Origin of the sequence: Saliphagus sp. GCM10025334 (genome assembly GCF_042663485.1) — an archaeon.
Classification (GTDB): Archaea; Halobacteriota; Halobacteria; order Halobacteriales; family Natrialbaceae; genus Natronosalvus.
The window spans coordinates 1-26,815 of the sequence record NZ_JBHTAF010000001.1 but is presented as its reverse complement, the minus strand read 5'-3'; the positions used below and the strand labels follow the sequence as shown (position 1 = coordinate 26,815).

Genomic DNA, 26,815 nt, shown 5'->3' with positions numbered 1-26,815 from the left:
CTGGCCATCACTCGCGCCGCCAACGCGACTCGAGCACTCGATACCCGACGGTCAGATACCCGACGAGCGTCACGACGAACAGCTCGCCGGAACTCGCGATCGGAAAGATTCGCTCGACGTCCGCCGGTTCTGGGTCCGATCCGCGCGAGGGATCGAAGCCCGTCGAGTAGTGGGTATCCGCCGTCGTGCCGCGAGCTGTCGACTCCGAGACTGTGGTTCCAGATTCACTGGACTCGAGTTCGACGAACGTCTGAACGAGCCCGCGCTGGTCGGTGACCAGGAGTTTGCCCGAGAGGTCGAAGAATCGGTCGTAGACGGGCCAGAAGAGGTTGACGCCGTTGTAGAACGCATCGAGCAGGATGTGGGCGAACAGCACGGCGACGAGGGTCACCCACCCGATTCGGTAGCCGTAGGCGCCCCACCGCGAGCGGACGACTGATCGGTCACGCCTCCAGTCCCAGTACAGGACGAGTGCGGGAACCAGGACGATCCAGAGATTGTGGAAGGCAGCGCGATGGGTTCCAGGAACGACGATGCCGAGCAACGTATCGAGGTCGAGGAGGGCAGTCACGGCCATGACGAACAGGATCGCTCGCGTGTCGAAACGATCGGCGAGGAGGGCGACCCCGACCAGGCCCGCCAGCCCGACGTGTACGACGGTCGACGGCATGTCCACACCTCAGAGCCTCGGACCTTGAGTGTTCGCCTCGTCGGTCAAATGCCGGTAGCTACTTGCCGCGCCCACGAGAGCCAGGGGTATGGGCGGACGTGGACGTGGACGCGGGCCAAAGCGAGAACTGGCGGAGAAGATCGCGGGAGAGATCACGCTGAGCAACGACCCAGGCGCGACGCTTCGAAAGTGGCGAACGGACTTCGATGTCTCCCAGACCGATCTCGCGAGCGAACTCGACGTCTCCTCGTCGGTGATCTCGGACTACGAGAGCGGCCGTCGCGAGAGCCCCGGTATCGGGGTCGTCCGCCGACTCGTCGAGGGGCTCCTCGAGATCGACGAACGCCGCGGCGGCGATCGAATTCGACAGTACGGCCGCGTGCTCTCGGCGGGCTTCGACAGCGACGTCATCTACGACCTGCGCGAGTACGCGACGACGTATCCGCTCGACCACCTCTACGAGACGATCGAGGCGACCGAAATCGCCCCGGGTCACTCCGACCGGATCAGCGGTCACACGGTCATCAACAGCATCGAAGCGATCACTCGCCTCTCGAGCGAGGAGTTCTTCCGCCTCTACGGCCAGAGCACCAATCGGGCGCTGGTGTTCACCGGCGTCACGCGCGGGGAGTCGCCGCTGGTCGCCCTTCGCGTCGTCAACCCGACTCCCAACGCCGTGGTCCTCCACGGACTCGAGTCCGACGACCTCTGGGAGCACGCCGCCGATCTCGCGCGAATCGACGGTTACGCGCTGTCGACGTCGACGCTACCGCTCGAGGAATTACTGGAGCGGCTGGCTGGGCTCGAGTAAGAAAGGCTGCTATATGCTTCTGCTGAGGGTTTAACGCTGAGCGTTTCTGTTGAACGCTACTGCTGAAGGGTGAACGTCGAGCGCTCAGGCGACCTGTTCTTCGTACTCCTCGGCAGTGAGCAGGTCCTCGAGTTCGCTCTCGTCGTCGGGGTCGATCGCGAGCATCCACCCCTCGTCGAAGGGGTCCTCGTTGACGAGTTCGGGGGCGTCGAACAGGTCCTCGTTGACGGCCGTCACCGTGCCACTGATCGGCGCGTACAGATCGGAGACCGCCTTGATCGACTCGACGACGCCGAAGCTCTCTCCCGCCGTGATATCCTCGCCCTCGTCGGGCAGTTCCACGAAGACCACGTCGCCGAGTTCGTCCTGCGCGAAGTCGGTGATACCGATTCTGACGCCGTCGTCTGTCTCGAGCGCCCACTCGTGCGATTCCTGGTACCGTCGGTCGTCTGGGGTATCGAAGCTCATTATACTGTATCGACGAAGGGAGGCGTTTCAATCTTTGCCTTTTTGGGCCGGCCGCGGACATCGACGCGAATTTTCGTCCCAGCATCGGCGTACTCGACGGGCACGTAGCCCAGGCCGATGGCTGCCTCGAGTGTCGGGCTCATCGTCCCGCTCGTGACCGTCCCGATGACGTCGCCGTCGGTGGTCGTGATGTCGTAGCCGTGGCGGGCGATCCCGCGGTCGACGAGGCGGAAGCCGACGAGTTTCTCCTCGACGCCCTCCTCTTTCGCACGCTCGAGTGCGTCCCGGCCGACGAACTCGGTGTCGAGTTTGACCGTGAAACCGATGCCACACTCGTACGGTGTGCGCGGGTTCGTCTCGCGGTCGAAGTCCTGCCCGGCCAGGACGAATCCGGCCTCGAGGCGGAGGGTATCCCTCGCGCCCAGGCCACAGGGCTGACAGTCGAAGGCCGACCAGACAGATTCCGCGTCGTCCCACGGGGCGATGACCTCGAGACCGTCCTCGCCGGTGTAGCCGGTGCGGGCGACCCAGCACTTGGATTCGGACTCGGACTCCGTACCCTTAACCGTTGTGTACGTCGCCTCGAACCGACTGAGGTCGCTCACCCGGTCGGGGTCGGCGACGACGTCGAGCGCCAGTTCGCGGGCGTCCGGCCCCTGGATCGCGAACATCGCGTACTCGTGCGTCTGGTTCTCGACGGACGCCTCGAGCCCCCACTCGTCGCGGTGGGTTCGCCAGCGTTCGGTCATAGCCTCGTCGTTGCCGGCGTTCGGGATGAAGAGGAAGACGTGGTCGTCACCCTCGTCCGGGAGTCGGTAGATCACCGTGTCGTCGATGATCACGCCGTCCTCGTCGGTGATCGTCGCGTACTGGGAGTCACCGACGTCGAGGGCGGTCACGTCGTTCGACGTGAGCCGTTGCATCAACGCCCGGGCGTCCGGACCGCTGACCTCGATCTCGCCCATGTGGGAGACGTCGAACTTGCCGACGGATTCCCGGACTGCGCGGTGTTCTTCCTGGATCGAGTCGAACTCGACTGGCATCTCCCAGCCGCCGAATTCGGTGACTTTCGCTCCCCGCTCGTCGTGGACCCCACGCAACGGCGGCATCTGCAGCGACATACACGTCACGTCACCCGCGGGTAAGTAATGTTTTTACATTCAGCCGGTGCTCGAGGGACCAGTTCTTTCAAAAAAGAGGGGTGTACGGGTGGGTGCCTGCCGTGATGGCGAGGGTGATTGGCTGGCGTTACTTGCCGAGTTCTTCGACGGAGAGGGTGTAGTACCCGCTGCCGCTGTAGGAGTCGACGAGGATGCCGAGCTCTTCGTCACCGGAGAGCGAGACGGTGATCTCCTCCTCGCTGTCGTAGGTGATCGAGCGCTCGTCGTAGTCCCAGGTCGACGGCGTGCGGCCGTCGAGGGTCAGGTAGAGGTCGAAGTCGGCGTCGGACGGGCCGGAGAGCGTCACTGTCGCGCTACACGGGTTCGCCGTCTGGAGCGAGTACGAGTACGAGTGACTGTCACCACTGTAAAGGTAGTCCTCGGCCGACGCCGTCTCGACGACGTCACCGCACTCTCCGTCTCCGGGGTCGTCGGGGTCGTCCGGGTCGTCCGGATCATCGGACCCACCCTCGACCATGTTCAGGGCGTCGACGCGACCGGCACCCTGTTCGTCGGACTGGAGGCCGATGTCGACGGCCGCGTCCTTGAGGCGCTGGCGGAGTTCGCCGGGCGTATCGTTGGGGTAGGCTGCCTTCCCGAGCGCGGCGACGCCGGCCGCCGCGGGACAGGCCATCGAGGTCCCCGAGAGGGTGTCGTAGCCGCCGTAGGGTACCGTCGACAGGATATCGACGCCAGGTGCAGCGACGTCGATCTCCGGCCCCTTGTTCGAGAAACTCGCGAGATTTTCGTTCTCGTCCACGGCAGAAACCGCGACGCAGTTCTCGTAGGCGGCCGGATATGAAACCGAACTGCCGTAATCGTTCCCGGCAGCGGCGATCGGCAGCGACCCGTTGTCGACCGCGTAGTTGATCGCGTTGTTCATCGTGTCCGTGTAGCCACCACCACCGAGCGACAGGTTGATGATATCCGCGCCCTGGTCGGCCGACCACTGGATCGCGTCGGCGATGTCCGAGAGCGAACCGCCGCCATCCGCACCGAGCGCTCGCGCCGAGAGCAATCGAGAGTTAGAGATGCCGGCAATCCCGGTTCCGTTGTCGGTCGTTGCGGCCGCGATCCCACCGACGTGCGTACCGTGGTTTTCGCTCGAGTCGACTGGCGCGGGGTCGCTGTCGTTGTCGACGAAATCGTATCCTTTGTTACTTCCGAATCGGTCAGTAAGGTCGGCGTGACCGTATTCGATGCCCTGGTCCACGACTGAAACAGTCACGTCCATCGAGCCGAGGGTGGTGTCCCACGCCTGGTCGGCGCGAACCTGCTGTGGGGCGTACTGATCGCTGTAACTTGGGTCGTTCGGCTGAAGTTGCGTCTCGAACGTCGCGTTTCGCTCCGCGTACTCCACTTCCGGTCGCCGTTCGAGCTGGTCGATGATCGAGTCCATCGTTCCGACTCGATCTTCGTCGACCTCGAGCGCCATGTAGCCGAGCGTCTCGTTCTCGTGAACGACGGCGGCGTGGTCGGGTGTGTTCTCTTCGACTTTGGCTCGCGCAGTGGCCAGCCCCACTGTGTTCGATTTTCCGACGAGAATTTCGTTCTCCTTCGGGCCAGGGGTGCGTCCGGGAGTAGCGGCGGTGATCCCGCCAAGACCCATGAACGCACCGAGGGCACCGGCTGCTTTCAGTACGGAACGGCGATCGTAACCTGGACTGCCATGTTCTGGCATGGTGTGACTATGCATACCGCCATCTATAATTAAATAGTTATGAAACTCGGCGGAATTTACTGTCAGTAGGTCAATTGATTTGAGAGTTCGGGGTTGGGAAAGTAAATATTGACGCGAATATTGATCGATCCAGGTTTGAAATATACCTCGAGAGGGGAAAACAACGAAGTGTAAGTTTATTAAAATAATCGATTACCAGGATACGATAGTTGGCTGGACACGCCAATTTCCGACTGACGAGATGGCGGTGACGCTATTACTGTAACGAGGAATAGCTCCGCATCTCGAGTTTCTTCGCTACACCTATTGTACCACACTGGCTACCGTGACCGTGAGTATGTTCGAGTCCGTGCGCGAGTGGGTGTCGGCCGACCAAACGAAACAGTCGGGAGTCGGCCTCTTCGTCGACGGACCGAACGTCTTTCGCGAGGAGTTCGACGTCGACCTCGACGACCTCCGAACCGCCGTCTCCGACCAGGGGCGAACCGCGATTCGTCGGCTCTACCTCGACGAACACGCCACGCCAGGGCTGATCCAGGCGGCCGAAGCTCGGGGCTTCGAGGTGGTCATCACCAGCGGCGACGTAGACGTCAAACTCGCCGTCGACGCCACGGCCAGCGTCGTCGAGGACCGAATCGACGTCCTCGCCATCGCCTCGCGTGACACGGACTTCAAACCCGTTCTCGAGTACGCCGGTGCGAGAGGCGTGGAGACGGTCGCCATCGCGCCCGGTTCGTACGGACGGTCGGACGCCCTCCAGAACGCCGCCGACACGGCGTTGACGCTCGAGGACTGACTCGAGGCGACAGACCACCGGTTAGAGCGGCGAGACGTTCACGAGCCATTGTTTCGAGCGTCGAGGGGATTGGCGCGAAGCCGATGCCTTTTCCGCCACCGCTCACCCAAGGTCGATTCATGAACGATCACGAGACGCCGATCCTCGACGATCACCTCCACCTCGACCCGGATCACGGCCGGGGTCTCGAGGCAGTCGACGACTTCGCACGCATGGGCGGGACACACCTTTTAGTCGTCAACAAACCTTCCTGGCACCTCGACGTCGAAGCCGACGCGGGCGAGGACTTCCGACCGGTCTTCGAGCGAACCCTCGAGATCGTTTCCGAAGCGAGCGAGCGACTCGAAGGCCGCGCCTGGCCCATCCTGGGCGTCCACCCCGGACTGATCTCGCGGCTGGTCGACGAACGCGGAAAGACACCCGACGAAGCCGAATCCATCATGCGGGCCGGCCTCGAGGTCGCCGCCGAGTACGTCGACGCGGGCGACGCGCTGGGGCTGAAATCGGGACGCCCACACTACGACGTGGACGACGAGGTCTGGGCTGCGTCGAACAACGTCATGCGCCACGCGTTCGAACTCGGCGCCGACCTCGAGTGTGCCGTCCAGCTCCACACCGAGGCCACCGAGGACCTGACGACGGTCGCCGAGTGGGCCGAAGACGCCGGCTTGCCGGCACATCGGGTCGTCAAACACTACGCCGGTGGCCGCCTCGCGGGCGTCACGCCCAGCGTGATGAGCGAGAAGGATCGCCTCGAGACCGCTGCGGAGGCTGGCGATCCGTTCCTCATGGAGACCGACTTCGTCGACGACCCCGACCGGCCAGGAGCCGTCCTCGGCCCGAAGACGGTCCCGCGGCGGGTTCGCTGGCTCCTCGAGGAGGGGCACGACGAGGCGATCAGGAACGCCCACGTCGAGACACCGCAACTGGTGTACGGAATCGACACCGAGGCGACACTCGAGGAGTCCGAAGCGACGCTCGAGGATTGATCGCCGACGGATTTCACCGCCGGTCGAGAAAGCGAAGAGTAGAGAAAGGCATTTCAAGCGGCCGGTGTAGGTGAGAGTATGAGCAATTCCCCGACCGAGTTCTATTCGGCCGAACGCTGGCAGAACTGGATCGACCGCATCGACGACGAAGAGATCGATCCGGAGGACGAGTCCTCTGCCCGCCTCCTCCTGAACCTCCAGGACGACACCGCCATCGCCATTGCCAAAATCGTCGCGGCGTACGACGACGACGAACTCGACCAGGAGCAGGCCCTCGAGGAGATCGCCGACGTCCGCGAGATCGTCCTCTCGGAGGTCGACATCGACGACGAGGAGACCCGGATGCTGGTCGACGGCGTCCAGACGAGTCTGGTCTGTGTCTTCATCGCCGCCGAGGAGTACGTCGCCAGCGGACCGGCCGAGGAGGCGAGCGTCAACGACTACATCGGCGCGGCCGCGGACGCCGAAGCCGAGGAGGACCTGGACGCCGCGCTCGGGTACGCGGCCCAGGCAGGGACGCTCATCATCGACGGCGAGGAACTCGACATGACGATCGCGGAGCAACTCGAGTACGGCCTCGTGACGGAGTGGGTCAACGGGCTGGACAGCCTCCAGAGTGCGATGAGCGATCCAGAAGTTGTCGAGGAAGACGAGTAACGGAGGAGACGAGCGGCGAATAGACTGCTTTTCGGGGCTCGCGCTGCGGTTTGGTGGGAGCCAATAAGCGTATACGTCATCGGGACTATCACTGCGTATGATAGGCCGAGGTGAGGAGCGTGGCGTGTCCACGGTGGTCGGAGCGGTCCTCATGCTCGGGATTCTGGTATCGGCGCTCGCGCTGTACCAGGTGAACGTGGTTCCCGACGAGAATCAGGCGGTAGAGCACGAGCACCACCAGACCGTGCAGGGCCAGCTCCTGGACGTCCGAAACGGTCTCGTGAACGCACCCGATCGCCGCGTCGGTTCGTACTCGGTTTCGCTCGGAACGACGTATCCGCCGCGGAGTTTCACGGTGAATCCGCCGCCTTCATCGGGGTCGCTGGAACTCGTGGAGGCGAACGAGTCGATACGGCTCGAGAACGTGACGGTCACGGACGAGGACGCAGCGGACTACTGGGACGGCCGGGATCTTTCCTTCGAAACGGGCGGTCTGGTCTACCAATCCCGATACAGCGAGTATCGCAACGCACCCACCGTAATCTACGAGAATTCGGTCCTCTATAACGCTCAGGATGGGAACCAGGCTACGCTGACGGGTCAGCGACTCATCGACGGCAATACGATTCAACTCGTGTCGCTCGATGGGGAATACTCCTCGAGTCGATCCGGAACGGTCGCGGTCGACTTCGAAACAGTGAGCGCCTCCGAGAACGCGATCTCGCTCGAGTCTCAGGGGAACGTGACGCTGGCAATTCCGACCACGTTAAGCGTCGAGAAGTGGGAACGATTGCTCGAGGACGAACCTCGAGTCGTCTCCGTCGACGGCGGCAGTGGGATCGTACAGATTACACTCGAGGACGGCGACTACCAGTTACAGGTTGCGAAAGTTGGTCTCGGGAACAACGCTGAATCAGCGGACGACGGCTCTGCCTATCTCACCGTCGTCGACGAACCTCGAGACGTTCGCGTCGGCGAAACGACCCGAATGACCGTCGAAGTTCGAGATCAGTACAACAACCCGGTCTCGAGCGTCTTGGTGAACGCTAGCACCGACGGTGCCGGAAGTATCTCCCCGGAGAACCGCTCGACTGGACCAAACGGTCGAGTGACCTTTTCGTACGAGGCAGTCCAGGACGACGGAGGGAAGACGGTAACGCTCGGAACCAGCTTTACTGTCGATCATGCGCCGCCAGAACTCGACGGCGACCGCCCGGAAAACGTGACCAGGGAGGTGTTCGTCTCCGATTCCTCGAACGCTGGAGGGGCAAGTGGCGCCGTCGACATTCACGACGAAATTCGGGAGAACGACGGCGAGTTCGAGGTTAGTACCTCTGACTTCGACAATCTCGATTCCACGACGGGCGGCTACCTCGTCGTCGAGAACGAATCGCACGAGGTTACCTTCGACACGGTTGGCGAGGATACCGTCACGGTCACCGGTCTCGAGTTTGCTCGGGGTGACTTACTGACGGCGACGCTCTACGAAATCGATTCCAGAGCGAGCGAACTCGATACTGACGCGACCGAGGTGATCGGGGCTAATGCGCCGTTCTTCGCGGTCGAGATCACGGATACGAACGACCCAATCTCCGAGGGTGATACCCTGATCCTCGACGCGACCGTTGAAAACACGGGCGAGAATGCGGATACGCAGGACGTTACGCTGGACATCGGTGATGGAACGTACACGGAGACGATCTCCGTCGAGAACCTTGAGGACGGAGGCTTTCGGTCGATCTCCTTCGAATGGGTCACCCAAACTGGTGATGCGGGCGAATATACGGCGACGGTTTCGAGCGCCGACAACTCGCATTCGAAAACAGTGACCGTCGAAGAATCCGGGCAGTCTCCGGTCGTCGATTCACTCAACGTAACTTCGAATAACGGAAACTCATATAATGTAAATTGGAAAGTCAGCGATCCAGATGGCGACTTGGCGCAGGTCACCGTTGAACTGTACAAAGGAAACGGGGATATCGGCGACTCTACGACAATCAATGTGGCTGGAGCAACCGCGAGCAGGACGACCTCGCTATCGAGCGGTAATGCCGCTCGGGTCCAACTGACAGTAACCGATGAAAAAGGCGATCAAACGATAGAAAGCGAACCAATTAACTAACCTATTCTCGTCGCTTCGAGGCAGAGATGCCCAATCGGAGGAACTCGACATTCGTCGAAACCACGAACGACAATATCATGTATCCGCACCGGTAGCATTACGGTATGACATCCGTCGGTATCGACGCCGTCGAAATCTGGACGGGCAACCTCAAACTCGACTTGCCCGGCACCTTCGCTCCACAGAAGGGCGAAGACCCCGAAAAGTACACCAAAGGGCTGGGACTCAACGCCTCCTCGTTCCCCGACAGCTACGAGGACATCGTCACCATGGGCGCCAACGCCGCCTACCGCCTCATGGACCGCAAGGGCCTCGAGCCCGACGACATCGGCCGGATCGACGTCGCAACCGAAAGCGCCTTCGACAACTCGAAGCCGGTTTCGACGTACGTCGCAGGCTGCCTCGAGCAGGTGTTCGAGGGTGACTTCCACCACGCGAACAAGGGCGAGCGGAAGTTCGCCTGCATCGCCGGCACCCAGAGCCTCGACGACGCGTACAACTGGATCCGCGCGGATCGACATCGCGGCCGCTCGGCCATCGTCATCGCCACCGACACCGCCCTGTACGCCCGCGGCGACGCCGGCGAGGCGACCCAGGGCGCGGGCGCGGTCGCCATGCTCATCAGCGAGGACCCCAACCTGGTCGAACTCTCGGCCGAACAGGGCTTCGGCTCGGCCGACGAGACCGACTTCCTCAAGCCCAACCAGCAGTTCCCGAGCGTCGACGGCAAGCGCTCGGTCCAGGTCTACCTCGCCCGCATGCGCGAGGCGTTGATCGACTACCAGCGCGAGGCCGGCGAGATCACGGTCGACGACTTCCAGTACGCGCCGTTCCACACGCCGTTCCCGGGCATGGTCCGGAAGGCCGCCCTGCTGGCGTATCGCCACATCACCCGCGACACGGAGATCGAAGAGGAACTGGCCGAGGAGATCGGTCGCCAGCCCCGCGAGGAAGCATTCGAGGACGAGGAGGCGTACACCGACGCGATCCGGGAGTACATGGACGGACTGAAGCGCACCGAGCGCTACCAGGCGTGGTACGCCGAAACCATCGACCCGACGCTGACGATCGCTCGAGACGTCGGCAACTGGTACACCGGCTCGGTCCACGTCGCCCGCGCGAGCGCGTTAAAACACGCCGCGGAGAACGACCGCGACATGGTCGGCGAGCAACTCCTGGTCGGCTCCTACGGGAGCGGCGCCCAGGCCGAAATTCACACCGAAACCGTCCAGGAAAACTGGCTCGAGGAGATCGAGGCGCTGAACGTCGACGAGCAACTCGAATCGCGCTACGACATCGACTGGGACGACTACGAGGAGATCCACGACGCGCACAACCACGAGATGGACGTCGACATCGAGCCGCTGACGACCCCGGAAGGCGAGTTCGCCTTCGACGGCTGGGGCCGGATGGGCGAGCGGAAGTATCGGTACGTCGAGTGACTCGGCGCGAAACCCGAGCGGACGGCGGGAAAGAGATGCGTTGATAACCCCGTGCTCCGAACCCGCACGTAACGTGTCTGGGACCGAACCCTGCGGCCGGCAAGCAGTGGGGGCGACCGACTTTTCAATCAGCGAAGGCACACCTGCGCTACCATGAACGGAACACGCACCACGGGGAGTCCGTACGCTCCTCACACGGACGACGACACGGCGGCGATGCTCGAGGCGGTAGGCGCCGACTCCGTCGACGACCTGTTCGACATTCCGTCGGCGGTATGGTTCGACGACGAGTTCGGAATCGACGCGCGAAGCGAACGCGAGACGCGCCAGCTGGTCCGCCAGACGCTCGAGCGAAACGACGACCTGGTCGAGTTACTGGGTCGGGGCCACTACGGCTACTACGTACCGTCGCTGGTCGATCACCTCGCGGATCGATCGGAGTTTCTGACCTCCTACACCCAGTATCAGCCCGAGGTCTCCCAGGGCTTCCTGCAGGCGCTGTTCGAGTACCAGTCGTTGCTGGTCGAACTCACCGGACTCGAGATTGCGAACTGTTCGATGTACGACGCAGCGACGGCTCTCGGGGAGGCGGCGACGCTCGCCGACCGCGTTCGAGACACCTCGGGCCACCGCGTGCTCGTTCCGGACCTCCTGCTCGAGGGACGCCGGAGCACCCTCGAGAACTACGTCGCCGGCACGGACCTGGAGGTCGAGACGTACCCGACCGACGACAGCACCGTGGACGTCGAGGCCCTCACGGATACCATCGACGAGGAGGTCGTCCTGTGCTACGTCGAGAACCCCACCGTTCGCGGCACGATCGAGGAACGCCTCACAGAGATCGGCGACCTCGCCCACGAGCACGACGCGCTGTACGTGCTTGGATCGGATCCCGTCGCACTCTCGCTGCTCCAGCGGCCGGCCGACGTGGGCGTTGACGTCGTCGTTGGCGACGCGAGCGTCCTCGGACTGCCGACGAGTTACGGCATGGGGCTGGGACTGTTCGCGACCCGGGAGAGCTACCTCCGGCAGGTTCCCGGTCGCCTGGTCGGCGTGAGCGAGGACGCAACCGATCGCCGGGCGTTCACGCTCACCCTCCAGACCCGCGAGCAGCACATCCGTCGTGAGCGGGCGACGAGCAACATCTGTACGAACCAGGCCTGGGTCGCCCTGCGGACCGCGATGCACGCCGCCTCGCTCGGCCCCTCGGGACTGGTCGACCTCGCGAAACGGGACGTGACTCGAGCCGAGGACCTCGCCGCACGCATCGACGACCTCGTCGGCGCGACCGCGCCTGTCCACGACCGCCACCACATTCGCGAGTTCGTCGCACACGTCGATCAGCCCGCCCAGGTGATCGCGGACGACCTCGAGGAGCGGGGCTTCGCGGTGCACGTCGTCGGCGAACACGAACTGCAGGTCTGTGTCGCGGGCGTCTCGGACGAAGAGATCGACGCGTTCGTCGACACGTTCGAGGAGGTGCTTCGATGAGCGATCAGGGACGGAAACGAGAGCTCGAACAGGGAGAGAGACAGGGCCGACGGTACGATCAGGCAAGATACGTCAGCAACGGTCACTACGAACCGCTTCTGTCGGAGAAAGACAGCACTCGCGTCGACGTCGGTAGTGACTCGCCGCTCCCGAACGACCTGACGCGCGATTCCCTCGAGCTCCCGGAACTCTCCGAACCGGAACTCGCCCGTCACTACACACGCCTCTCCCAGATGATCTACGGGATCGACAGCGGGCCGTACCCGCTGGGGTCGTGTACGATGAAGTACAACCCGAAGTTCACCGAGGACGTCGCCGCCCTCGACACTGCAGCGGTCCACCCCGACCGCTCTGCAGGGTCGATCCAGGGGACCCTCGAGTTGCTCTACCGGCTACAAGATTACCTCGCGCGAATCGGCGGGATGGACGCCGTGACGCTCCAACCGCCGGCCGGCGCCGCGGGCGAGTTCGTCGGCATTCGGGTCGCCAGCGCCTATCACGAGCACAACGGGGACGACCAGCGAGACGAGGTGATCGTTCCCGAGAGCGCCCACGGAACGAACTTCGCGACCGCGGCCCTGGGCGGGTACGACGTCGTCACGCTCCCGAGCGACGACGGCGGTCGCGTCGACCTGGAGGCCCTTGAGGCGGCCCTCTCCGAGCGAACGGCGGCGCTCATGCTGACGAACCCGAATACCCTCGGGTTGTTCGAACGTGACATCACCGAAATCGCCGAGATGGTTCACGACGTGGGCGGTCTCCTGTACTACGACGGCGCGAACCTCAACGCGCTCCTCGGGCGGGCGCGCCCGGGGGACATGGGCTTCGACGTGATGCACTACAACGTCCACAAGACGTTCGCGACGCCCCACGGCGGCGGCGGTCCGGGGGCCGGGCCGGTCGGCGTCGTCGACGAGTTAGCGCCGTTCCTGCCCGAACCTCGCGTTCGCGTTCGTGAGTGTGGGGGCGATGGCGCAGAGGAGGACGGAAGCGAGTTCGAACTGTTCACCCCGGAACACTCGATCGGCCACGTCCACGGCTTCCAGGGCAACTGGCTCGTCCTGGTCAAGGCGTTCGCCTACATCGCCCGACTCGGAGACGAGGGACTGCTCGACGCGAGCGCGAAGGCCGTCCTCAACGCGAATTACCTCGCCAGTCAGATCGACTACGAGGTTCCCTACGGTCCCTTCCACCACGAGTTCGTCGCCAGCGCGGGCGACCAGGACGCGGCCGACGTCGCCAGACGGATGCTCGACTTCGGCGTCCACCCGCCGACGACGAAGTGGCCCGAGATCGTCCCGCAGGCGCTGATGACCGAACCGACCGAGGTCGAGAGCAAGGAAACGCTCGACACCCTCGCGAAGGCCTTCCAGCAGGCGGCGGCCTCGAGCGACGACGAACTCGAGTCCGCGCCCAACCGAACCGCCGTGGGCCGGATCGATCAGACGAGCGCGGCGCGAAACCCGCGGCTCTCCTGGCAGGCGCTTCAGGATACCAACTCGGGCGAGGACTCAGCCTAACGTCTGCAGAACTTTTCGCTGGGCCGCCGCGAGGTGTTCGCCGAACGTCGAGCGCGTGATCCCGAGTGCGTCGGCGACGTCCCCGGCGTTCGACTCGCGGGGATACTCGAAGTACCCCATCTCGTGGGCCGTCTCGAGCACTTCCCGTTGTCGGGCGGTCAGGGAATCGACCTCGAGGACCAGTGGTCCGTTACCGTCGCCGTCGCCCCCAGAGCGAAGCAGTCGCCGTACGCGGACGTCTCCGAACCGGTCCTGGAGGTCCGACATGAGTTCCGAAAACCCAGTCTGATCGTCGACGTAGCAGGTGACTAGCAGCGATCCGTTCTCCGCGCTGATGTCCGAGACTGGCCAGCCGAGTTCCTCGATGCGATCACAGACGCACGGGGACGTCGCCGAGCGAGTGAATCGATAGACCGCGTGCGAGTCGAGGTCGAAGATTCGGTCGGCGTCCTCGACCGCGTCGTACGTCTCGAGGTCGACGGCAGCGTCGCTCGCGATGGTAAATTCCTCGTCGACGTGCGGCCCCATGTTTCGCCCGGATGCCCGCGTCACGGTCTCGACGGGGGTGCCGGTCGTTTCGGAGGCTGCAGCGACCGGACAGGTCGACGGTGTCCGTACGTCGATCTCGACGCGAATCGTCTCGTTCAAAGCGTTCATAGGTACCCGTCGTACTGCGGGTCGAAGGACTTCAGTACGAACACGTTCGGTGGTTACTGTTCATCGAATCCCTCTACCTCCCCGTCTCTCGGACCCTCCTCTTTTCTCCCTCACCGTTCGACCGCCGGACCCGCTCAATCGACGTCGGCCGGCCTCGAGGGTGGCGAGGGAGCACTCGTCGGATCGTCCCACGGCAGCGGGCCGTCGTACTCCGCTGGAACGTACGGACACAGCGGGTCGCTCTCGAGGGGATCGTCGGTGTAGGCGTAGGCTCGAGAGCGACTCCCTCCACAGACCGTTCGGAACTCACAGGCCCCGCATTTGCCACGAAGTTGACCTCGATCACGGAGGGATCGAAACAGCGCCGAGTCGCGATAGATGTCCGAAATCGGCTCCTCGCGGACGTTGCCCGCAGAGGCCGGGAGGAAGCCGGACGGGTAGACCTCGCCGACGTGGCTGACGAACGCGAAGCCGTCGCCGGCGACGATTCCGCTTCGACGTCGGAGGCCCGATGCGTCCACGGCCCCGTCGTCCGATTCCCGTCGCTCTTGCAGACGCACGCGTCGGTACTGTGGCGCCTCGGTGGTCTTGACCCCGAACGGTTCACTGTCACTGACCTCGGCCAGCCACGACATGACCGCGTCGGCTTCCTCGGGGGAAATCGGCTCGAGGATTCGCCCGCGTCCGACGGGGACGAGGAAGAAGACGCTCCACATGACGACGCCGAGGTCGGCGATCAGGGACCTGATCGCCGGAAGTTCGTCGACGGTCTGCCGGCAGACGGTCGTGTTGATCTGGGCGGGAACGCCGGCCGCACGGGCGTCCTTCATCGCCCGAATCGTCTCCCCGAAGCTTCCTGCCTCGCCACGGAAGGCGTCGTGGCTCTCGGGGGTCGCGCCGTCGAGGCTGAGCGCCATCCGTCGGAGCCCCGCGTCGGAGAGCGCCTCGATGCGGTCTCTCGTGACCGATCGGGTCCCGCTCGGTGTAATCGTCATCCGTAGACCGAGGTCGGTTCCGTACTCGACCAGCTCCGGGACATCGTCACGGACCAGCGGGTCGCCGCCCGAGAGCACCACGAGCTGGCCCTCTCCGAAGTCGCTCGCGTCCTCGAGCAGTCGCTTCCCGTCGGCGGTCGTCAACTCGTCGGGGTGGCGTTCCGGTTGGGCGTCGGCCCGACAGTGCGTGCACGCGAGCGCACAGGCCTGGGTCACCTCCCAGATCAGCACGAACGGGCGTTTCGACGTGTCGATCGACCGGCGACCGGGTGGCGCTGGCATAGATACTCACCCGCCGTTGGAGACGCCGCCTACAAAGGGTCGGTTCTCGTTCTCGGGACCTGAGAACGCCGCCCGAAGACGTTCGCAACGAGCGATATACCCCCGAAAACCCAACGGCAAACGAATACGATGGTCGAACCTGCACGTCGCGAGCGAGTGGCGGGGAATCGCCGCGGAACGCCCCTTCCCCAGTGGGAGGTCTTCCTTCGGGAGAATCGAGACGAACGGCTGCACCACGTCGGTAGCGTTTCGGCGACGAGCGCCGAAGAGGCCGTCGAATACGCCTCGCGGCTCTTCGGCCGGTACGCCGCAGACCTCTGGGTGTGCCCGGCCGAGGCGGTCGGGCGGTACTCGACGCGCCCGCTGTCCACCGCAGCCGACTCGCCGGACGAGGCGGTGGATCGCGAGGTTTCTCTCGAACCTCGCGCTTCCGAAGAAGGCGGCGGAGTCCCGCAGGTGAACGACTCGTGATCTCGATCAGCAAGCTCCTCTGTGACCTCGACGCCGAGGGGGACGGGATGCGCTACGACGCCGCCGATGGCTCGAGCAAGCCCCAGATCACGACCGGAAAGCAGCGGCGTCCGGTCGTCGTCTGGAACGCGACTCGCCGCTGCAATCTCCACTGCGCACACTGTTACGCGGCGGCCGAAACCGAGCCCGCGGCGGGCGAGTTTTCGACGACTGAAGCCCGACGGTTCCTCGAGCAGCTGGCCGACTACGGCGTCCCCGTCGTGCTCTTTTCCGGCGGGGAACCACTCGTCAGGCCGGACCTTCCCGAACTCGTTTCGTACGCTGCGGACCTCGGCCTCCGGCCCGTTCTCTCGACTAACGGGACGCTCATCACGCCGGAGAAAGCGGCTCGACTCGAGGCAGCCGGGCTACAGTACGCCGGCATCTCCGTCGACGGACTCCCGGAGCGCAACGACGCATTCCGTGGGAAGGAGGGTGCCTTCAATGCCGCCGTCCGGGGGATCGAGGCCTGTCAGTCCGCCGGCCTCAAGACCGGACTGCGATACACGATTACCGAGGCGAACGCCGCCGACCTCGAGGGCGTCGTCGACCTGCTGACCGACGTGGGGGTAGACCGCTTTTGCTTCTATCACCTCGATTACGGCGGCCGCGCCGCCGACATCACCGACATCGACCTCAGCCTCGAGGCGACCCGCGACGCGGTCAGGCGACTCTGTGACCTGACGCTCGAGTACCACGACCGCGGCGAGGAGATCGAGACTCTGCTAGTCGGCAACTACGTCGACGCGCCCTTCCTCGTCGAGTACGCCGCCGACCGCTTTGGCCCCGAAAAAGCCGAGTCGGTCTACCGCCATCTCGTACGAAACGGGGGCGACCCGACGGGCGAGCGCATCGCGGACGTCGACTACGAGGGCAACGTCCACCTGACCCAGTTCTGGCAGGCTTACAGTCTGGGTAACGTTCGCGACCGACCGTTCGGCAACATCTGGGACGACGAGACGAATCCGTTGCTCGACGATCTTCGAGCGCGCGAGGACCACCTCACCGGGCGGTGTTCGACGTGCCAGTATCGGTCGATCTGTCGCGGTGGATCTCGATTACGGGCGCTCTCGAGTGATTCCCTCTTCGGACCCGACCCCCAGTGTTATCTCACAGAAACTGAGCGTCACGGCGAGTTGCCGATCGCTCGTTGATAGCCATATTAGATGCTCGCCAGGGGCATGTGGGGCCCTCGAGGCGGGCCTCGGGCACAGACCGGTCGCGTTACTCGTAGGGGGTGAACGACCCGTTGATGTCCCACTCGTGAATACAGTGGGGGTGACCGCGCTCAACGTCGGGTGCGTGTTGCCAGGCGGACTGGGTGTCGTCCCAGCGTTCCGTCCGGCCACAGCGTTCGCATACCCGCGTCGTTGGTTTCTGCATCTGGACGCTCATTGCCCACGATGAGAACGCTGTGCATATAACAGTAGCTGTGACCGGCAAGTGCTGCCCACCTCCACCTCCTTCGCTCGAGTTCCGTCCTCACATCAGGCAGTCGAGGTCAGTCCTCCTCGCTCGAGACCACTTTGGGAAGGCGCTGAGCGGTCAGTACACCGCGTCGACGATCTCCGGGTCGAGTCGTTCGAACGACTCGAGGTACTCGCGTCGCTCCTCGCGCAGGGTCTCGAGTTCGCCGTCGTAATCGTCGACGTAGTCTGCGACGCGGAACGCCTCGACGTCCATCCCGGGCACGTTCGCAGGGACGTCGAGGCCGAGTTGCTCGTCCCGGGTCCACTCGACGGTCCCTCGTGCGAGTTCGGTCAGGATCGTCACGGACTCGGTTACACCGACGTCTCTCGAGTTCGCGTCGGGGTAGCCGACCGTGCCCGTGTTCACGACGTAGCACTCGAGGTCGAGCGAGGCGACCAGCTCTCGCAGCCGGTTCCCCTCCTCGCCTTCCGGACCGATGATGAACGGATTCGTCCCCACGACCCGGATGCGTTCGCCGGCGCGGTCGGGGTCGCCGGCGCTCGTTTCGATCGATTCGCCCAGCATGAACGCGACCGCCGCCTGTTCGTCGTCGAGTCTGGCAACCGGCGGCATCAGCGGGTTCCGGGTGATGAAAAAGAGCTGATCGACGTCCTCGAGGTCGATGTCCTCGCTCGCGCTGGGCAGTTTCGAGCGCCGGATGACGGCGCGACCGTTCTTCGTGTATCGGTCGTCGTCGAAGTCGACCGTCCCGTCTTCGTCGACGACGACGTTCTCGAACGCAGCCGATTCGTCGGTGACTGCGGCGTGTATTCCCGGTTGCTCGTCGGCGTCCAGGCCGTGCGTCTTCACGTAGAGGCCGCCGCCCTCGCTGCCGGCGACCGATCCATCGGGGAGGAGTGCACAGACGTCGTCCTGAACCATGACCGCCTCCTCGGGGGCCTCGAGCCAGCAGCCGTGGGCTGTGAGCGTCGATTTTCCGGTCGCTGAGAGCCCCATGAAGAGTTGGCCGACGGTCTCGAGGTCGGGGTCGGCGTCGGTTCCGTCCTCGCGTTCGAGGTGGTTCTCGGGTTCGACACTGTCGTCGTCGGCCGCTCGAGCCACGCGAACGCGCTTGCTGCCGGCGTGCAGGCCGAGGCCCCCGAGTCGTTTCGCCCGGTGCATGAACAGCCGGAGGAACGATTTCTTCGCTTCGCCGGTGTAGTCGCTGCCGACGACGGCGGTAAACCCGTCGTCCGGGAGGACTCGGATCGCCGTCTCCGACGCGTCCGGAACCTGTACCGTGACGAAATCCGGGTCGCGTCCGTCGGTCGGGTCGAACAGCATCGCCCACCCGTGAGCGATTCGCGCGTACTCGACCGGGACGTACAGTCGACAGCAAAACGTCGCCTCCGGGTGCGTGCCGACGAGCCGGTCGACACAGAGCATCGCGCGGTTCTCGACGGCCTCGGTCGCCCGGTCGATGACGGCGTAATCCGTCTCACCGAAGTCGTCATCGACGGCGTTTTTCGTCCTATCGGCGCTTCTGGACCGGAACTCGCTCACGTACGACGCGGAGCCGAACTCGGTCGTCGTCTCGTCGACGGCGGCGAGTTCACGGAGCCCGGAGATCAGGTCGTCGTCGGTGCGATGGGTGGGCGGTTCCTCGACAGTCGTCGAGCCCACCGGGCCGTAGTACTGGACGTTCGGGGCGCGCTTCGGATCGGCCAGGGACTCACGGACGTGACGCGGCTGCGTCCCGGTTTCGGACATACTAGGAAAAACCACCACTCTGATACATAAATCCGAAGGATTTGCCAGTCGGTATGCCTCCATTTCTACGACCCGGTTCAGTAACTCGATTTTGCGCTCTCTGGTCGCGATTATCTGGAGAGTAATCTCCCGAAATCCAATGTTCGAAATGAGATAGGTAGTCCAAATTTACTCGATGGCGAAACAATGTATCTTGCTCGAGTGAGAGGACCGGACCGACAGAGCAAAGGTCGAACCCGAAGACGCCACGCACGGAACATGATCACGTTCGTCAACTTGCTGGTACGCGACGACGACCTCAGTCACGAGGAGTTCTGTGAGCGCTGGCTGGGCGACCACACCGACCTCGCGTCTGATCTTCCCGGCCTCGAGCGGTACGTCACGTCGACGCCGATCGATCCCTCGAAGTCGGCGTACGACGGCATCGTCCGGCTGACGTTCGCGGACGGCGCGGCGATGGCCGCCGCGTTCGAGTCCGATGTGGGCCAGGAGGTGCAGGCCGACGCGGCGACGTTCGCCGACATGGAGGCGAGCGAGACGATGGTCGTCGAGGAGACCGCCCACGTCACCGAGACGCCGCTCCCGTCGGAGGACGACTGAGCCGACTACCATGGACGACACGCACTCCACGCAGACGACCGCCGACCGCGTCGTCGACACGCTCGAGGCGCTCGACGTCGAGTACGTCTTCGGCTATCCTGGGGGGCGCCTCATCGAGGTGTTCGAGACGATCGGCCACCGGGACACCGAGGTGACGGTCGTCCGCCCGCGCGACGAGCGCGAGGCGAGCGTCATGGCCGAAGCCTACGGCCGGATGACCGGCTCCCCTGCTGTACTCGCCGGACAGGGGCCCTGGATCGGCAGTCTCGGCGCCATCGGCCAGATGGAGGCCCGTCTCGGCTCCTCGCCGATGGTCGTGCTCACCGAGGCTTCCGAGCGCGGCGACTACTCCACGCTCGCGCCCTATCAGCAGTCCAGGGGCGACTACGGCGGCCTCTCGCTGCCGAAGATTCTCGACGGCGTGACCAAGGAGTGGTGGTTCCCGCGCACGCCGCCGGAAACCGTCCGCACGGTTCAGCTCGCGTTCAAGCACGCGACCGCCGGTCGGAACGGCCCATGCGCCGTCATCTTCGACGGCTCGGCGATTACGGACGACCTACCCGAAGACGTCACGCCCGGTCTCTGGGACGATGAGACGCAGGTCAGAAACTGGGATTCCCGACCGACGGACCGCGACGTCGAAGCCGCCGCGGACGCGCTCGAGAACGCCGACCGCCCCGTTATCCTGGCCGGTAACGGCGTTCACGCGAGCGCTGGCGGCAATGAAACCGGCGAGCCCGACGCCTACGACCGACTCGAGGCTGTGGCCGACGCCTACGATGCCGTCGTCGCCACCTCCTATTTGGGCAAGTCGACGATTCCCGAGACCCACGAGCGCGCAGCAGGCGTCATCGGCTCGTTCGGCCACGAGGGGGCGAACCGCGTCGTCAGCGAGGCGGACGTCCTGGTCGTCGTCGGCTGTCGGATGAACCCGATGGACACGAACTGGCAGGCCGAGTCGTTCATCCGCCCCGACGAACAGACGATCATCCACGCGGACGTCGACTCGCGAAACGCCGGCTGGGTCTATCCGGCCGACGTCGGCCTGATCGGCGATGCCGGCGAAACGCTCGCTGCGCTGCTCGAGGCGAGCGATGGCCGCGGCGCCGAAAACGACTGGGCGCTCGAGCGAGCGGCCGAAGCGCGTGACGACTTCCACGTGCCCGCGTGCGAGGCCGAGAGCACACCCATCAAACCCCAGCGGGTGTGCAAGGCGATCGAGGCGGTCGTCGACGAGGACACGGTCGTCACTGCGGACTCCGGAAACAACCGCTTCTGGCTCCTGAACTACCTCCAGACCGAGACGGCGGGAAGCTACTACGGGAGTGGCGGCGTCGGCGCGATGGGGTGGGCGGCGCCAGCCGCCGTCACGGGTGCCCTCCTCGGGAAGGACGCCATCTGCGTCGCCGGGGACGGCGGCTTCGCCATGACGATGACGGCCCTCGAGACTGCCGTGGACTGCGACGTCGCGCCGACGTTCGTCGTCCTCAACGACACCTCGCTGGGCATGGTTCGCCAGATGGACGACGCCATCCCCGGCGCGCACTTCCACGACACGGACTTCGTCGGTGTGGCGGAGGCGCTCGGCGGAGAGGGCGTCCAGGTCACCGACCCCGCGAACCTCGAGGATGCCATCGCGGACACGAAGGCTGCATCGGTGCCGACGGTCGTCGACGTCCGGATCGACCCCGACGAGGAGATGGCCGACCAGCTCTCGTCGTCGTTCTACGACGAGGTCGGCGGTCTCCACGAATAAGTCGCCGCATCGATAGCTTCGCGAATTTATTTATCCGCTGATCGCTACTCCTCGTTGATGGCACACCTCGAGCGGCTCTCCGTCTACCCGATCAAGTCACTCGATCCCGTTTCCGTGGATGCGGCCCAGATTGGTGCAAACGGAGCGCTCGAGTGGGACCGACGGTACGCGATCGTCGACGAGTCCGACGCGTACGTCAACGGAAAGCGCGAGCGGGCAGTCCACCGGTTGCACACGGAGTACGACCTCGAGCGGAAGACGGTCGCGATCGGCGAACGAGGCGGAAAGACGCGAACCTACCACCTCGACGTCGACCGGGATTCACTCGAGTCGTGGCTCACGGACTTCTTCGGCTACCCCGTCCAGGTCGTCTGTGACGACGAAGGCGGGTTCCCGGACGACACCGACGCCTCCGGGCCGACGGTCATCAGCATGGAGACGCTCGAGGCCGTCGCCGACTGGTACGAGGGCATCGACGTCGACGAGATACGCCGGCGTCTGCGGGCGAACCTCGAGGTCAACGCCGACGAGGCGTTCTGGGAGGATCGCCTGTACGACCGGCCGGGCCGGGCGGTCGCGTTCGAACTCGGCGACGTGACGCTTCTGGGAATCAACCCCTGCCAGCGCTGCGTCGTACCGACGCGTGATCCGGACACGGGTGAGGACACCCCTGGTTTTCGCGGGACGTTCGTCGAACGCCGGGAAGCGACGCTCCCGTCGTGGGCCGGGTCGGACTGGTTCGACCACTACTTCCGACTTATGGTCAACACGAGGGTCCCCAACGACCAGTGGGAAACCACCCTCTCGGTCGGCGACGACGTGCGCCTCGGCGAGTCGACTCGAGTCGCCAGTTCGTAACCGTCCCCCAGATCTCGAGGTTCTTTCGTCCAATCCAGGTCAGTACGTCGACTCTCGGGTGTTCGCAACACGGCCTCGAGCCACGGCGCCATGTCAGAACGCTTTTGCCGTCTACGATGGAGATTCGTGATAATGTCTGCGGACACAGTACTCGTCACGGGTGGCACGGGATTCATCGGTTCGTACGTCGTCGAGGACCTGGTCGAAGCGGGTCACGACGTCGTCGCGTTCGACCTCTCGACCGATCCGCGGATCCTCGAGAAACTCGGCGTCGCCGACGACGTCGACATCCGCCGCGGGGACGTCTCCGAGGTGACCGACGTCATCGGCGCCGTTCGCGAGACCGGCGCGACGCACATCGTCCACCTCGCAGCGCTGCTGACGACTACCGCGCGCGAGAACCCCCGCGCGGCGATGACCGTCAACATCGAGGGGACGAACAACGTCTTCGAAGCCGCTCGAATCCTCGACGACCAGGTCGAGCGCGTCGCCTGGGCGTCCTCGGCCGCGGTGTTCGCGCCGCCGACGAACTACACGGAAAACGACGGCTGGGTCACCGAGGACGACCTCGTCTACCCCGACACGCTCTACGGGGCGACCAAGGAGTACAACGAACACCAGGCGCGAGTGTACTACGAGGACCACGGCGTCTCCCACGTCGCGCTCCGCCCGACCGTCGCGTACGGCCCCTACCGCGAGACCGGGGGCTCCGCGTTCCTGGCGAACATCATCGAGAAGCCCGCCCTCGGCGAGCCGTTCAGCGTGGAGTATGGCGACCAGGTAATCGACTGGCAGTACGTCCGCGACATCGCCCAGGCGTTCCGCAAGGCGACGTTCGCCCCCGACGAGCGCCTCTCTCGTCGCGTCTACAACGTTCGCGGGACCGTGGCGACCATCCGCGAGGCCGCCGAGACGGTCGAATCCATCGTCCCCGACGCCGACCTCGAGGTGTCCGACGAGGGCGAGCTCCCGTGGACGCAGAAACTCGACATGACTGCCGCGAAGGACGACCTGGGGTACGACCCCGAGTACGACCTCGAGACCGGGTTCCGGGAGTACATCGACGTCTTGCGGGCCGAAAACGGTCTCGAGCCCCTCTGATCGGACGACAGCGAGCGACGGCCGATCCGCGTTTCGCGACGCGCTGATTTTCAATTCTGGTATTTTGAGCCAAAAGGCAAAGAGGCCACCCCGTCATCCGGTCGCATGGCTATCGGTCTCGATATCGGAACGGGGGCCCTCCGGTCGGCGAGAGACGACGGCTCGGAGACGGTCGTCACGAGTCAACCGGCTGCGGTGTTCCCGCTCGAAGACGGCGTGGACGGCGCAGACGTACCGGAGGAAGAACAATCGAAACTGTCGTTCGAACACGACGGAACGACGTACCTCGTCGGGAGGGCGGCCCGTTCAGCCGCCCGAGCGAACGGCGACGAAACGGTCCCGTTGTTCACGAACGGAACGCTCGAGCACGAGTGGTGCGGCCGCGCTCTCGAGACGCTCGTGGCCGCCGTCTTGGATGGATCGGACGCGACGGAGTGCTGGTACACAACGCCGGGAACGCTCGTCGAGACCGACGGAACCGCGGCCGAGGTGCGAGAGACGGTCGCGGCCGCCGTCGCCGAGTGCGTCGACGAGGCGACGCCGATCGGCAAGGGCTTCGCCGTCGTCTACGATCAACTCGGCGAGGACAACTACACGGGGCTGGGTGTCTGCATCGAGTCTCAGACGACGAGCGTCGGCCTGTCGTACTACGGCGTCCCGGTGCTCACCTGCTCGCTCGCACGGGGGAGCGACTGGCTCGTCGAGCGCGCCGCCGCCCAGACCGATCACGCTCCCGACCAGATAGCGGCGATCCTCGAGGGCTTCACGCTCGATCCGAGTGCGGCGACCGGCGACGTCGAGAGCGCCCTCGCACGGGCTCACGACGAACTTGTGGCCGACCTGATCGCCCTGATACGCGCTCGTGCGGGCGACGCCGACTTCCAGCGAGGACTCAGCGTTCCCGTCGCGGTCGCCGGGGACGAGGCGGTCGTTGGAATCGAGTTCCTCCTCGGCGGCCGGTTCGACGCCGCGTCGCTCCCGTTCTCGATTCGCGGCGTTCGCCTCGCCGAGAACCCTGCCGAGAGCCCGGTCCGAGGTGCACTCGAGGCCGCCAGAGACGGCGTCGTCGCGTACGAGGGGGTCCTCTGGGGTCACGGCCACCACTCCGGCCAGTCGAACGCGGCAGTCGACGCCTCGTCGCCCTTGCCTGATGCGGAGGCGGGAGGAGGTGCGAGCGCGTCGTCCGGTGCTGATACCGATACCGATACCACGCTCTCGTTCGACGACGCGGCCAGCCAGACCGAGCGCGCTCGAAGTGACGACGCCATCACGCAACTGTTCGAGCGCCTGGGCTCGAGAAACGACGAGATCGATACAGTGATCGGCGACCTCGAGGCCCTCGAGTCGACGGTTTCGGCGATGGACTCGTCGATCTCGGGGATCGATGAGACTGTCGAGGCGATCACGACCGACGTCGAGTCGCTCGCCGACGACCTCGAGGACGTCTCCGACGCCAGTGCGACGACCGAGGACGTTGATACGCTCGAGACCCGCCTCGAGGACGTTACAGGTGACCTCGAGTCGACGACCGAAGCGGTGGAGTCGACCAGTTCGGCGGTCCAGGCGCTCGCCGACGACCTCGAATCCGTCGAATCAGCGCTTGACGCTCGCGCGACGCAGACGTCGCTGACGGCCGTCGAGGACGACGTGGAATCGACGCTGGAAGCGGTTCGTCGACTCGAGCAAACCGTCGAATCGATCACCGAGACCGCGGACGAACTCGAGGCGGACCTCTCGGTGCTCAAGTCCGACACCGACGAGCGGTTCTCGGACGCGGCCCAGGTCCGCGACGAACTCGCCGACAGCGTATCGTCCCTCGAGGATGACCTCTCAGCGCTCGAAGAGACGGTCCCCTCGGACGACGCGATCGAGGCCGTCCGATCGGACCTCGACGAGGCGGTCCGGGACGTCGACACCGCCACCGCGGCAGTTGAGTCGGTCTCGTTGGACATCGAGCACGTCACCCAGAGGGTCGACGCTGTCGAGACCACACTGGAGGACCACGGGACGGCGATTCACGACGTCGAGGCGGAAGTCGACGAACAGGTGGTCACCGTTCGCGAGATGGAAGTCGTTCTCGAGGATCAGGCGGCAGCACTCGAGTCTCAATCCGACGACCTCGAGACGACCCGAAACGCTGTTACCGCCCTCGAGAACGACGTATCGAGTCTCGACGACGCAGTCTCCGCGCTCGAGGCGGACGCGTCCGAGCGCGACGATCGGATCGAGTCAACCGACGAACGCGCGGTGGCGGCACTCGAGCGCGTCGAATCGATCGAGTCGTCGCTCGAGGAAGGAACGTCCGCACTCGCAGACCGCCTCGCGGACGTCGAATCCTCGGTCGATTCGGGAGCCACGGTGACCGAACAGATCGACGCACTGGCCGACGAACGAGAGGGCCAGTTGGACCGATTCGAGGCCATCGAAAACCAGCAGTCGGTCCAGGCCGACCGCCTCGAGACACTCGCGTTGGCGGTCGACGACCTCGATGTGCAGTCCGAGGAATCGAAACCGACCGAGAACGCCGACCTCGTTCGGATCGTAGCCGTCGGTGGCGGCAGCGCCGGCGTCGTCGCCGGTGGAACGGTGGCGATGTCGGGTGCGACCCCAGTGGGCCTAGCGGCCGTCGTCCTCGGACTCGCTGCGCTCGCGTTCGCGTTTGTGGCGGGCGAGCGGATCTGAATTCCTTTCATCGGTCGCTTTCCACGGACCTGACTCCACGTACTGATCGCCGACGCACTTCTTTTGCTGCGCCGGACTCCGCCGCCGGAATCGGAGACATACGCTTGCTCGAGAACTGCCGCGCCGAGCGGGGAATCGCTCTCGTCGCGCCGACGACCCAAAATCGCCACGAGAAACGGCGACGAGGATAACGTTTATCCCGCTCATGCCCGATGTTTGCACTAGTCATGGCCGAGGAACCAGATACTGAGGAGGGAACCGAACTCGAGGCACGGTTAGCCGAGGGGGAGACGTACGAGCCGCCGTCGTCGTTCGTCGAGCAAGCGAACGTGAGTGATCCGGGGATTTACGAGGAGTTCGAGGAGAACTGGCCGGAGTGCTGGGAGC

Annotated in this window: 23 protein-coding genes; 15 read left to right on the top strand and 8 right to left on the bottom strand. The window is 64.7% G+C overall.

The window, feature by feature from the left end:
• Positions 1 to 7 precede the first annotated feature (7 nt).
• Entirely contained in the window at positions 8 to 670 is a 663-nt protein-coding gene (locus tag ACFQO4_RS00115; RefSeq protein WP_500258996.1) for a metal-dependent hydrolase, read from the bottom strand.
• Positions 671 to 758: 88 nt separating this feature from the next.
• Here ACFQO4_RS00115 and ACFQO4_RS00110 point away from each other — a divergent pair, with 88 nt between their 5' ends.
• Positions 759 to 1,481 carry a helix-turn-helix domain-containing protein gene (locus ACFQO4_RS00110; RefSeq protein WP_500258995.1) on the top strand — a complete coding sequence of 241 codons (723 nt, stop codon included), beginning with the start codon at positions 759 to 761 and terminating at the stop codon, positions 1,479 to 1,481.
• An 84-nt stretch (positions 1,482 to 1,565) separates the two neighbouring features.
• Here ACFQO4_RS00110 and gcvH read toward each other — a convergent pair whose 3' ends face one another.
• The 3 genes from gcvH to ACFQO4_RS00095 form a co-directional block, all read right to left on the bottom strand.
• Complete coding sequence (gcvH, locus tag ACFQO4_RS00105) at positions 1,566 to 1,949, bottom strand: glycine cleavage system protein GcvH (protein WP_500258994.1); 384 nt, start codon at positions 1,947 to 1,949, stop codon at positions 1,566 to 1,568.
• Entirely contained in the window at positions 1,949 to 3,070 is a 1,122-nt protein-coding gene (gene gcvT, locus ACFQO4_RS00100; protein ID WP_500258993.1) for a glycine cleavage system aminomethyltransferase GcvT, read from the bottom strand. The genes gcvH and gcvT overlap by 1 nt, the downstream gene beginning before the upstream one ends.
• Positions 3,071 to 3,197: 127 nt before the next feature.
• Positions 3,198 to 4,790, bottom strand: coding sequence for a S8 family serine peptidase (locus tag ACFQO4_RS00095; RefSeq protein WP_500260428.1), 1,593 nt, complete (start codon positions 4,788 to 4,790; stop codon positions 3,198 to 3,200).
• A 337-nt stretch (positions 4,791 to 5,127) separates the two neighbouring features.
• Between ACFQO4_RS00095 and ACFQO4_RS00090 the strand changes: the two genes are divergently transcribed.
• From ACFQO4_RS00090 to gcvPB, 7 genes are all read left to right on the top strand, one after another.
• The gene (locus ACFQO4_RS00090) at positions 5,128 to 5,586 is read left to right on the top strand and encodes an NYN domain-containing protein (RefSeq protein WP_500258992.1); all 459 of its coding nucleotides are present in this window, start codon (positions 5,128 to 5,130) and stop codon (positions 5,584 to 5,586) included.
• Between the two features lie 119 nt (positions 5,587 to 5,705).
• Positions 5,706 to 6,575 carry a TatD family hydrolase gene (locus ACFQO4_RS00085; protein ID WP_500258991.1) on the top strand — a complete coding sequence of 290 codons (870 nt, stop codon included), beginning with the start codon at positions 5,706 to 5,708 and terminating at the stop codon, positions 6,573 to 6,575.
• Between the two features lie 78 nt (positions 6,576 to 6,653).
• Positions 6,654 to 7,232 (top strand): DUF2150 family protein, encoded by a 579-nt coding sequence (locus ACFQO4_RS00080; protein ID WP_254156223.1) that lies wholly within the window; start codon positions 6,654 to 6,656, stop codon positions 7,230 to 7,232.
• Positions 7,233 to 7,329: 97 nt separating this feature from the next.
• Entirely contained in the window at positions 7,330 to 9,354 is a 2,025-nt protein-coding gene (locus ACFQO4_RS00075; protein ID WP_500258990.1) for a CARDB domain-containing protein, read from the top strand.
• A 104-nt stretch (positions 9,355 to 9,458) separates the two neighbouring features.
• The gene (gene hmgB / locus ACFQO4_RS00070; protein WP_500258989.1) at positions 9,459 to 10,796 is read left to right on the top strand and encodes a hydroxymethylglutaryl-CoA synthase; all 1,338 of its coding nucleotides are present in this window, start codon (positions 9,459 to 9,461) and stop codon (positions 10,794 to 10,796) included.
• Between the two features lie 153 nt (positions 10,797 to 10,949).
• Positions 10,950 to 12,287, top strand: a complete 1,338-nt coding sequence (gene gcvPA, locus ACFQO4_RS00065; protein WP_500258988.1) for an aminomethyl-transferring glycine dehydrogenase subunit GcvPA — start codon at positions 10,950 to 10,952, stop codon at positions 12,285 to 12,287.
• Positions 12,284 to 13,807: an aminomethyl-transferring glycine dehydrogenase subunit GcvPB gene (gene gcvPB / locus ACFQO4_RS00060; RefSeq protein ID WP_500258987.1), complete on the top strand. Its 1,524-nt coding sequence runs from the start codon at positions 12,284 to 12,286 to the stop codon at positions 13,805 to 13,807. Before gcvPA ends, gcvPB begins: the two co-directional genes overlap by 4 nt.
• Here gcvPB and ACFQO4_RS00055 read toward each other — a convergent pair.
• On the bottom strand, positions 13,799 to 14,464 hold the full coding sequence (locus ACFQO4_RS00055) for a helix-turn-helix domain-containing protein (RefSeq protein WP_500258986.1): 666 nt from the start codon (positions 14,462 to 14,464) through the stop codon (positions 13,799 to 13,801). The genes gcvPB and ACFQO4_RS00055 overlap by 9 nt on opposite strands.
• Positions 14,465 to 14,598: 134 nt before the next feature.
• Positions 14,599 to 15,741 (bottom strand): TIGR04053 family radical SAM/SPASM domain-containing protein, encoded by a 1,143-nt coding sequence (locus ACFQO4_RS00050; protein ID WP_500258985.1) that lies wholly within the window; start codon positions 15,739 to 15,741, stop codon positions 14,599 to 14,601.
• A 129-nt stretch (positions 15,742 to 15,870) separates the two neighbouring features.
• On the opposite strand from ACFQO4_RS00050, the gene ACFQO4_RS00045 reads away from it, so the two are divergent.
• Together ACFQO4_RS00045 and ACFQO4_RS00040 are read left to right on the top strand one after the other, a co-directional pair.
• On the top strand, positions 15,871 to 16,212 hold the full coding sequence (locus ACFQO4_RS00045; protein ID WP_500258984.1) for an Htur_1727 family rSAM-partnered candidate RiPP: 342 nt from the start codon (positions 15,871 to 15,873) through the stop codon (positions 16,210 to 16,212).
• Entirely contained in the window at positions 16,209 to 17,405 is a 1,197-nt protein-coding gene (locus ACFQO4_RS00040; protein ID WP_500258983.1) for a TIGR04347 family pseudo-SAM/SPASM protein, read from the top strand. Before ACFQO4_RS00045 ends, ACFQO4_RS00040 begins: the two co-directional genes overlap by 4 nt.
• Positions 17,406 to 17,475: 70 nt before the next feature.
• Here the strand turns inward: ACFQO4_RS00040 and ACFQO4_RS00035 are convergent, their stop codons facing one another.
• Together ACFQO4_RS00035 and ACFQO4_RS00030 are read right to left on the bottom strand one after the other, a co-directional pair.
• The gene (locus tag ACFQO4_RS00035) at positions 17,476 to 17,646 is read right to left on the bottom strand and encodes an HEWD family protein (RefSeq protein WP_500258982.1); all 171 of its coding nucleotides are present in this window, start codon (positions 17,644 to 17,646) and stop codon (positions 17,476 to 17,478) included.
• Between the two features lie 150 nt (positions 17,647 to 17,796).
• Entirely contained in the window at positions 17,797 to 19,431 is a 1,635-nt protein-coding gene (locus ACFQO4_RS00030) for a phosphoenolpyruvate carboxykinase (ATP) (RefSeq protein ID WP_500258981.1), read from the bottom strand.
• A gap of 258 nt (positions 19,432 to 19,689) precedes the next feature.
• Here ACFQO4_RS00030 and ACFQO4_RS00025 point away from each other — a divergent pair, with 258 nt between their 5' ends.
• The 5 genes from ACFQO4_RS00025 (at position 19,690) to ACFQO4_RS00005 (ending at position 26,428) form a co-directional block, all read left to right on the top strand.
• Entirely contained in the window at positions 19,690 to 20,031 is a 342-nt protein-coding gene (locus ACFQO4_RS00025) for an EthD family reductase (protein ID WP_500258980.1), read from the top strand.
• Between the two features lie 10 nt (positions 20,032 to 20,041).
• On the top strand, positions 20,042 to 21,787 hold the full coding sequence (locus ACFQO4_RS00020; RefSeq protein WP_500258979.1) for a thiamine pyrophosphate-binding protein: 1,746 nt from the start codon (positions 20,042 to 20,044) through the stop codon (positions 21,785 to 21,787).
• Positions 21,788 to 21,844: 57 nt separating this feature from the next.
• On the top strand, positions 21,845 to 22,645 hold the full coding sequence (locus ACFQO4_RS00015) for an MOSC domain-containing protein (protein ID WP_500258978.1): 801 nt from the start codon (positions 21,845 to 21,847) through the stop codon (positions 22,643 to 22,645).
• A gap of 132 nt (positions 22,646 to 22,777) precedes the next feature.
• Positions 22,778 to 23,746 carry an NAD-dependent epimerase/dehydratase family protein gene (locus ACFQO4_RS00010; protein WP_500258977.1) on the top strand — a complete coding sequence of 323 codons (969 nt, stop codon included), beginning with the start codon at positions 22,778 to 22,780 and terminating at the stop codon, positions 23,744 to 23,746.
• A 105-nt stretch (positions 23,747 to 23,851) separates the two neighbouring features.
• Positions 23,852 to 26,428 (top strand): disk-shape morphogenesis protein volactin, encoded by a 2,577-nt coding sequence (locus ACFQO4_RS00005; RefSeq protein WP_500258976.1) that lies wholly within the window; start codon positions 23,852 to 23,854, stop codon positions 26,426 to 26,428.
• Positions 26,429 to 26,815: the final 387 nt, after the last annotated feature.

Coding starts and splice junctions, on each gene's coding strand:
- ACFQO4_RS00115 (WP_500258996.1), bottom strand. CDS start 670: ATGCCGTCGACCGTCGTACACGTCGGGCTGGCGGGCCTGGTCGGGGTC.
- ACFQO4_RS00110 (WP_500258995.1), top strand. CDS start 759: ATGGGCGGACGTGGACGTGGACGCGGGCCAAAGCGAGAACTGGCGGAG.
- gcvH (WP_500258994.1), bottom strand. CDS start 1,949: ATGAGCTTCGATACCCCAGACGACCGACGGTACCAGGAATCGCACGAG.
- gcvT (WP_500258993.1), bottom strand. CDS start 3,070: ATGTCGCTGCAGATGCCGCCGTTGCGTGGGGTCCACGACGAGCGGGGA.
- ACFQO4_RS00095 (WP_500260428.1), bottom strand. CDS start 4,790: ATGCCAGAACATGGCAGTCCAGGTTACGATCGCCGTTCCGTACTGAAA.
- ACFQO4_RS00090 (WP_500258992.1), top strand. CDS start 5,128: ATGTTCGAGTCCGTGCGCGAGTGGGTGTCGGCCGACCAAACGAAACAG.
- ACFQO4_RS00085 (WP_500258991.1), top strand. CDS start 5,706: ATGAACGATCACGAGACGCCGATCCTCGACGATCACCTCCACCTCGAC.
- ACFQO4_RS00080 (WP_254156223.1), top strand. CDS start 6,654: ATGAGCAATTCCCCGACCGAGTTCTATTCGGCCGAACGCTGGCAGAAC.
- ACFQO4_RS00075 (WP_500258990.1), top strand. CDS start 7,330: ATGATAGGCCGAGGTGAGGAGCGTGGCGTGTCCACGGTGGTCGGAGCG.
- hmgB (WP_500258989.1), top strand. CDS start 9,459: ATGACATCCGTCGGTATCGACGCCGTCGAAATCTGGACGGGCAACCTC.
- gcvPA (WP_500258988.1), top strand. CDS start 10,950: ATGAACGGAACACGCACCACGGGGAGTCCGTACGCTCCTCACACGGAC.
- gcvPB (WP_500258987.1), top strand. CDS start 12,284: ATGAGCGATCAGGGACGGAAACGAGAGCTCGAACAGGGAGAGAGACAG.
- ACFQO4_RS00055 (WP_500258986.1), bottom strand. CDS start 14,464: ATGAACGCTTTGAACGAGACGATTCGCGTCGAGATCGACGTACGGACA.
- ACFQO4_RS00050 (WP_500258985.1), bottom strand. CDS start 15,741: ATGCCAGCGCCACCCGGTCGCCGGTCGATCGACACGTCGAAACGCCCG.
- ACFQO4_RS00045 (WP_500258984.1), top strand. CDS start 15,871: ATGGTCGAACCTGCACGTCGCGAGCGAGTGGCGGGGAATCGCCGCGGA.
- ACFQO4_RS00035 (WP_500258982.1), bottom strand. CDS start 17,646: ATGAGCGTCCAGATGCAGAAACCAACGACGCGGGTATGCGAACGCTGT.
- ACFQO4_RS00030 (WP_500258981.1), bottom strand. CDS start 19,431: ATGTCCGAAACCGGGACGCAGCCGCGTCACGTCCGTGAGTCCCTGGCC.
- ACFQO4_RS00025 (WP_500258980.1), top strand. CDS start 19,690: ATGATCACGTTCGTCAACTTGCTGGTACGCGACGACGACCTCAGTCAC.
- ACFQO4_RS00020 (WP_500258979.1), top strand. CDS start 20,042: ATGGACGACACGCACTCCACGCAGACGACCGCCGACCGCGTCGTCGAC.
- ACFQO4_RS00015 (WP_500258978.1), top strand. CDS start 21,845: ATGGCACACCTCGAGCGGCTCTCCGTCTACCCGATCAAGTCACTCGAT.
- ACFQO4_RS00010 (WP_500258977.1), top strand. CDS start 22,778: ATGTCTGCGGACACAGTACTCGTCACGGGTGGCACGGGATTCATCGGT.
- ACFQO4_RS00005 (WP_500258976.1), top strand. CDS start 23,852: ATGGCTATCGGTCTCGATATCGGAACGGGGGCCCTCCGGTCGGCGAGA.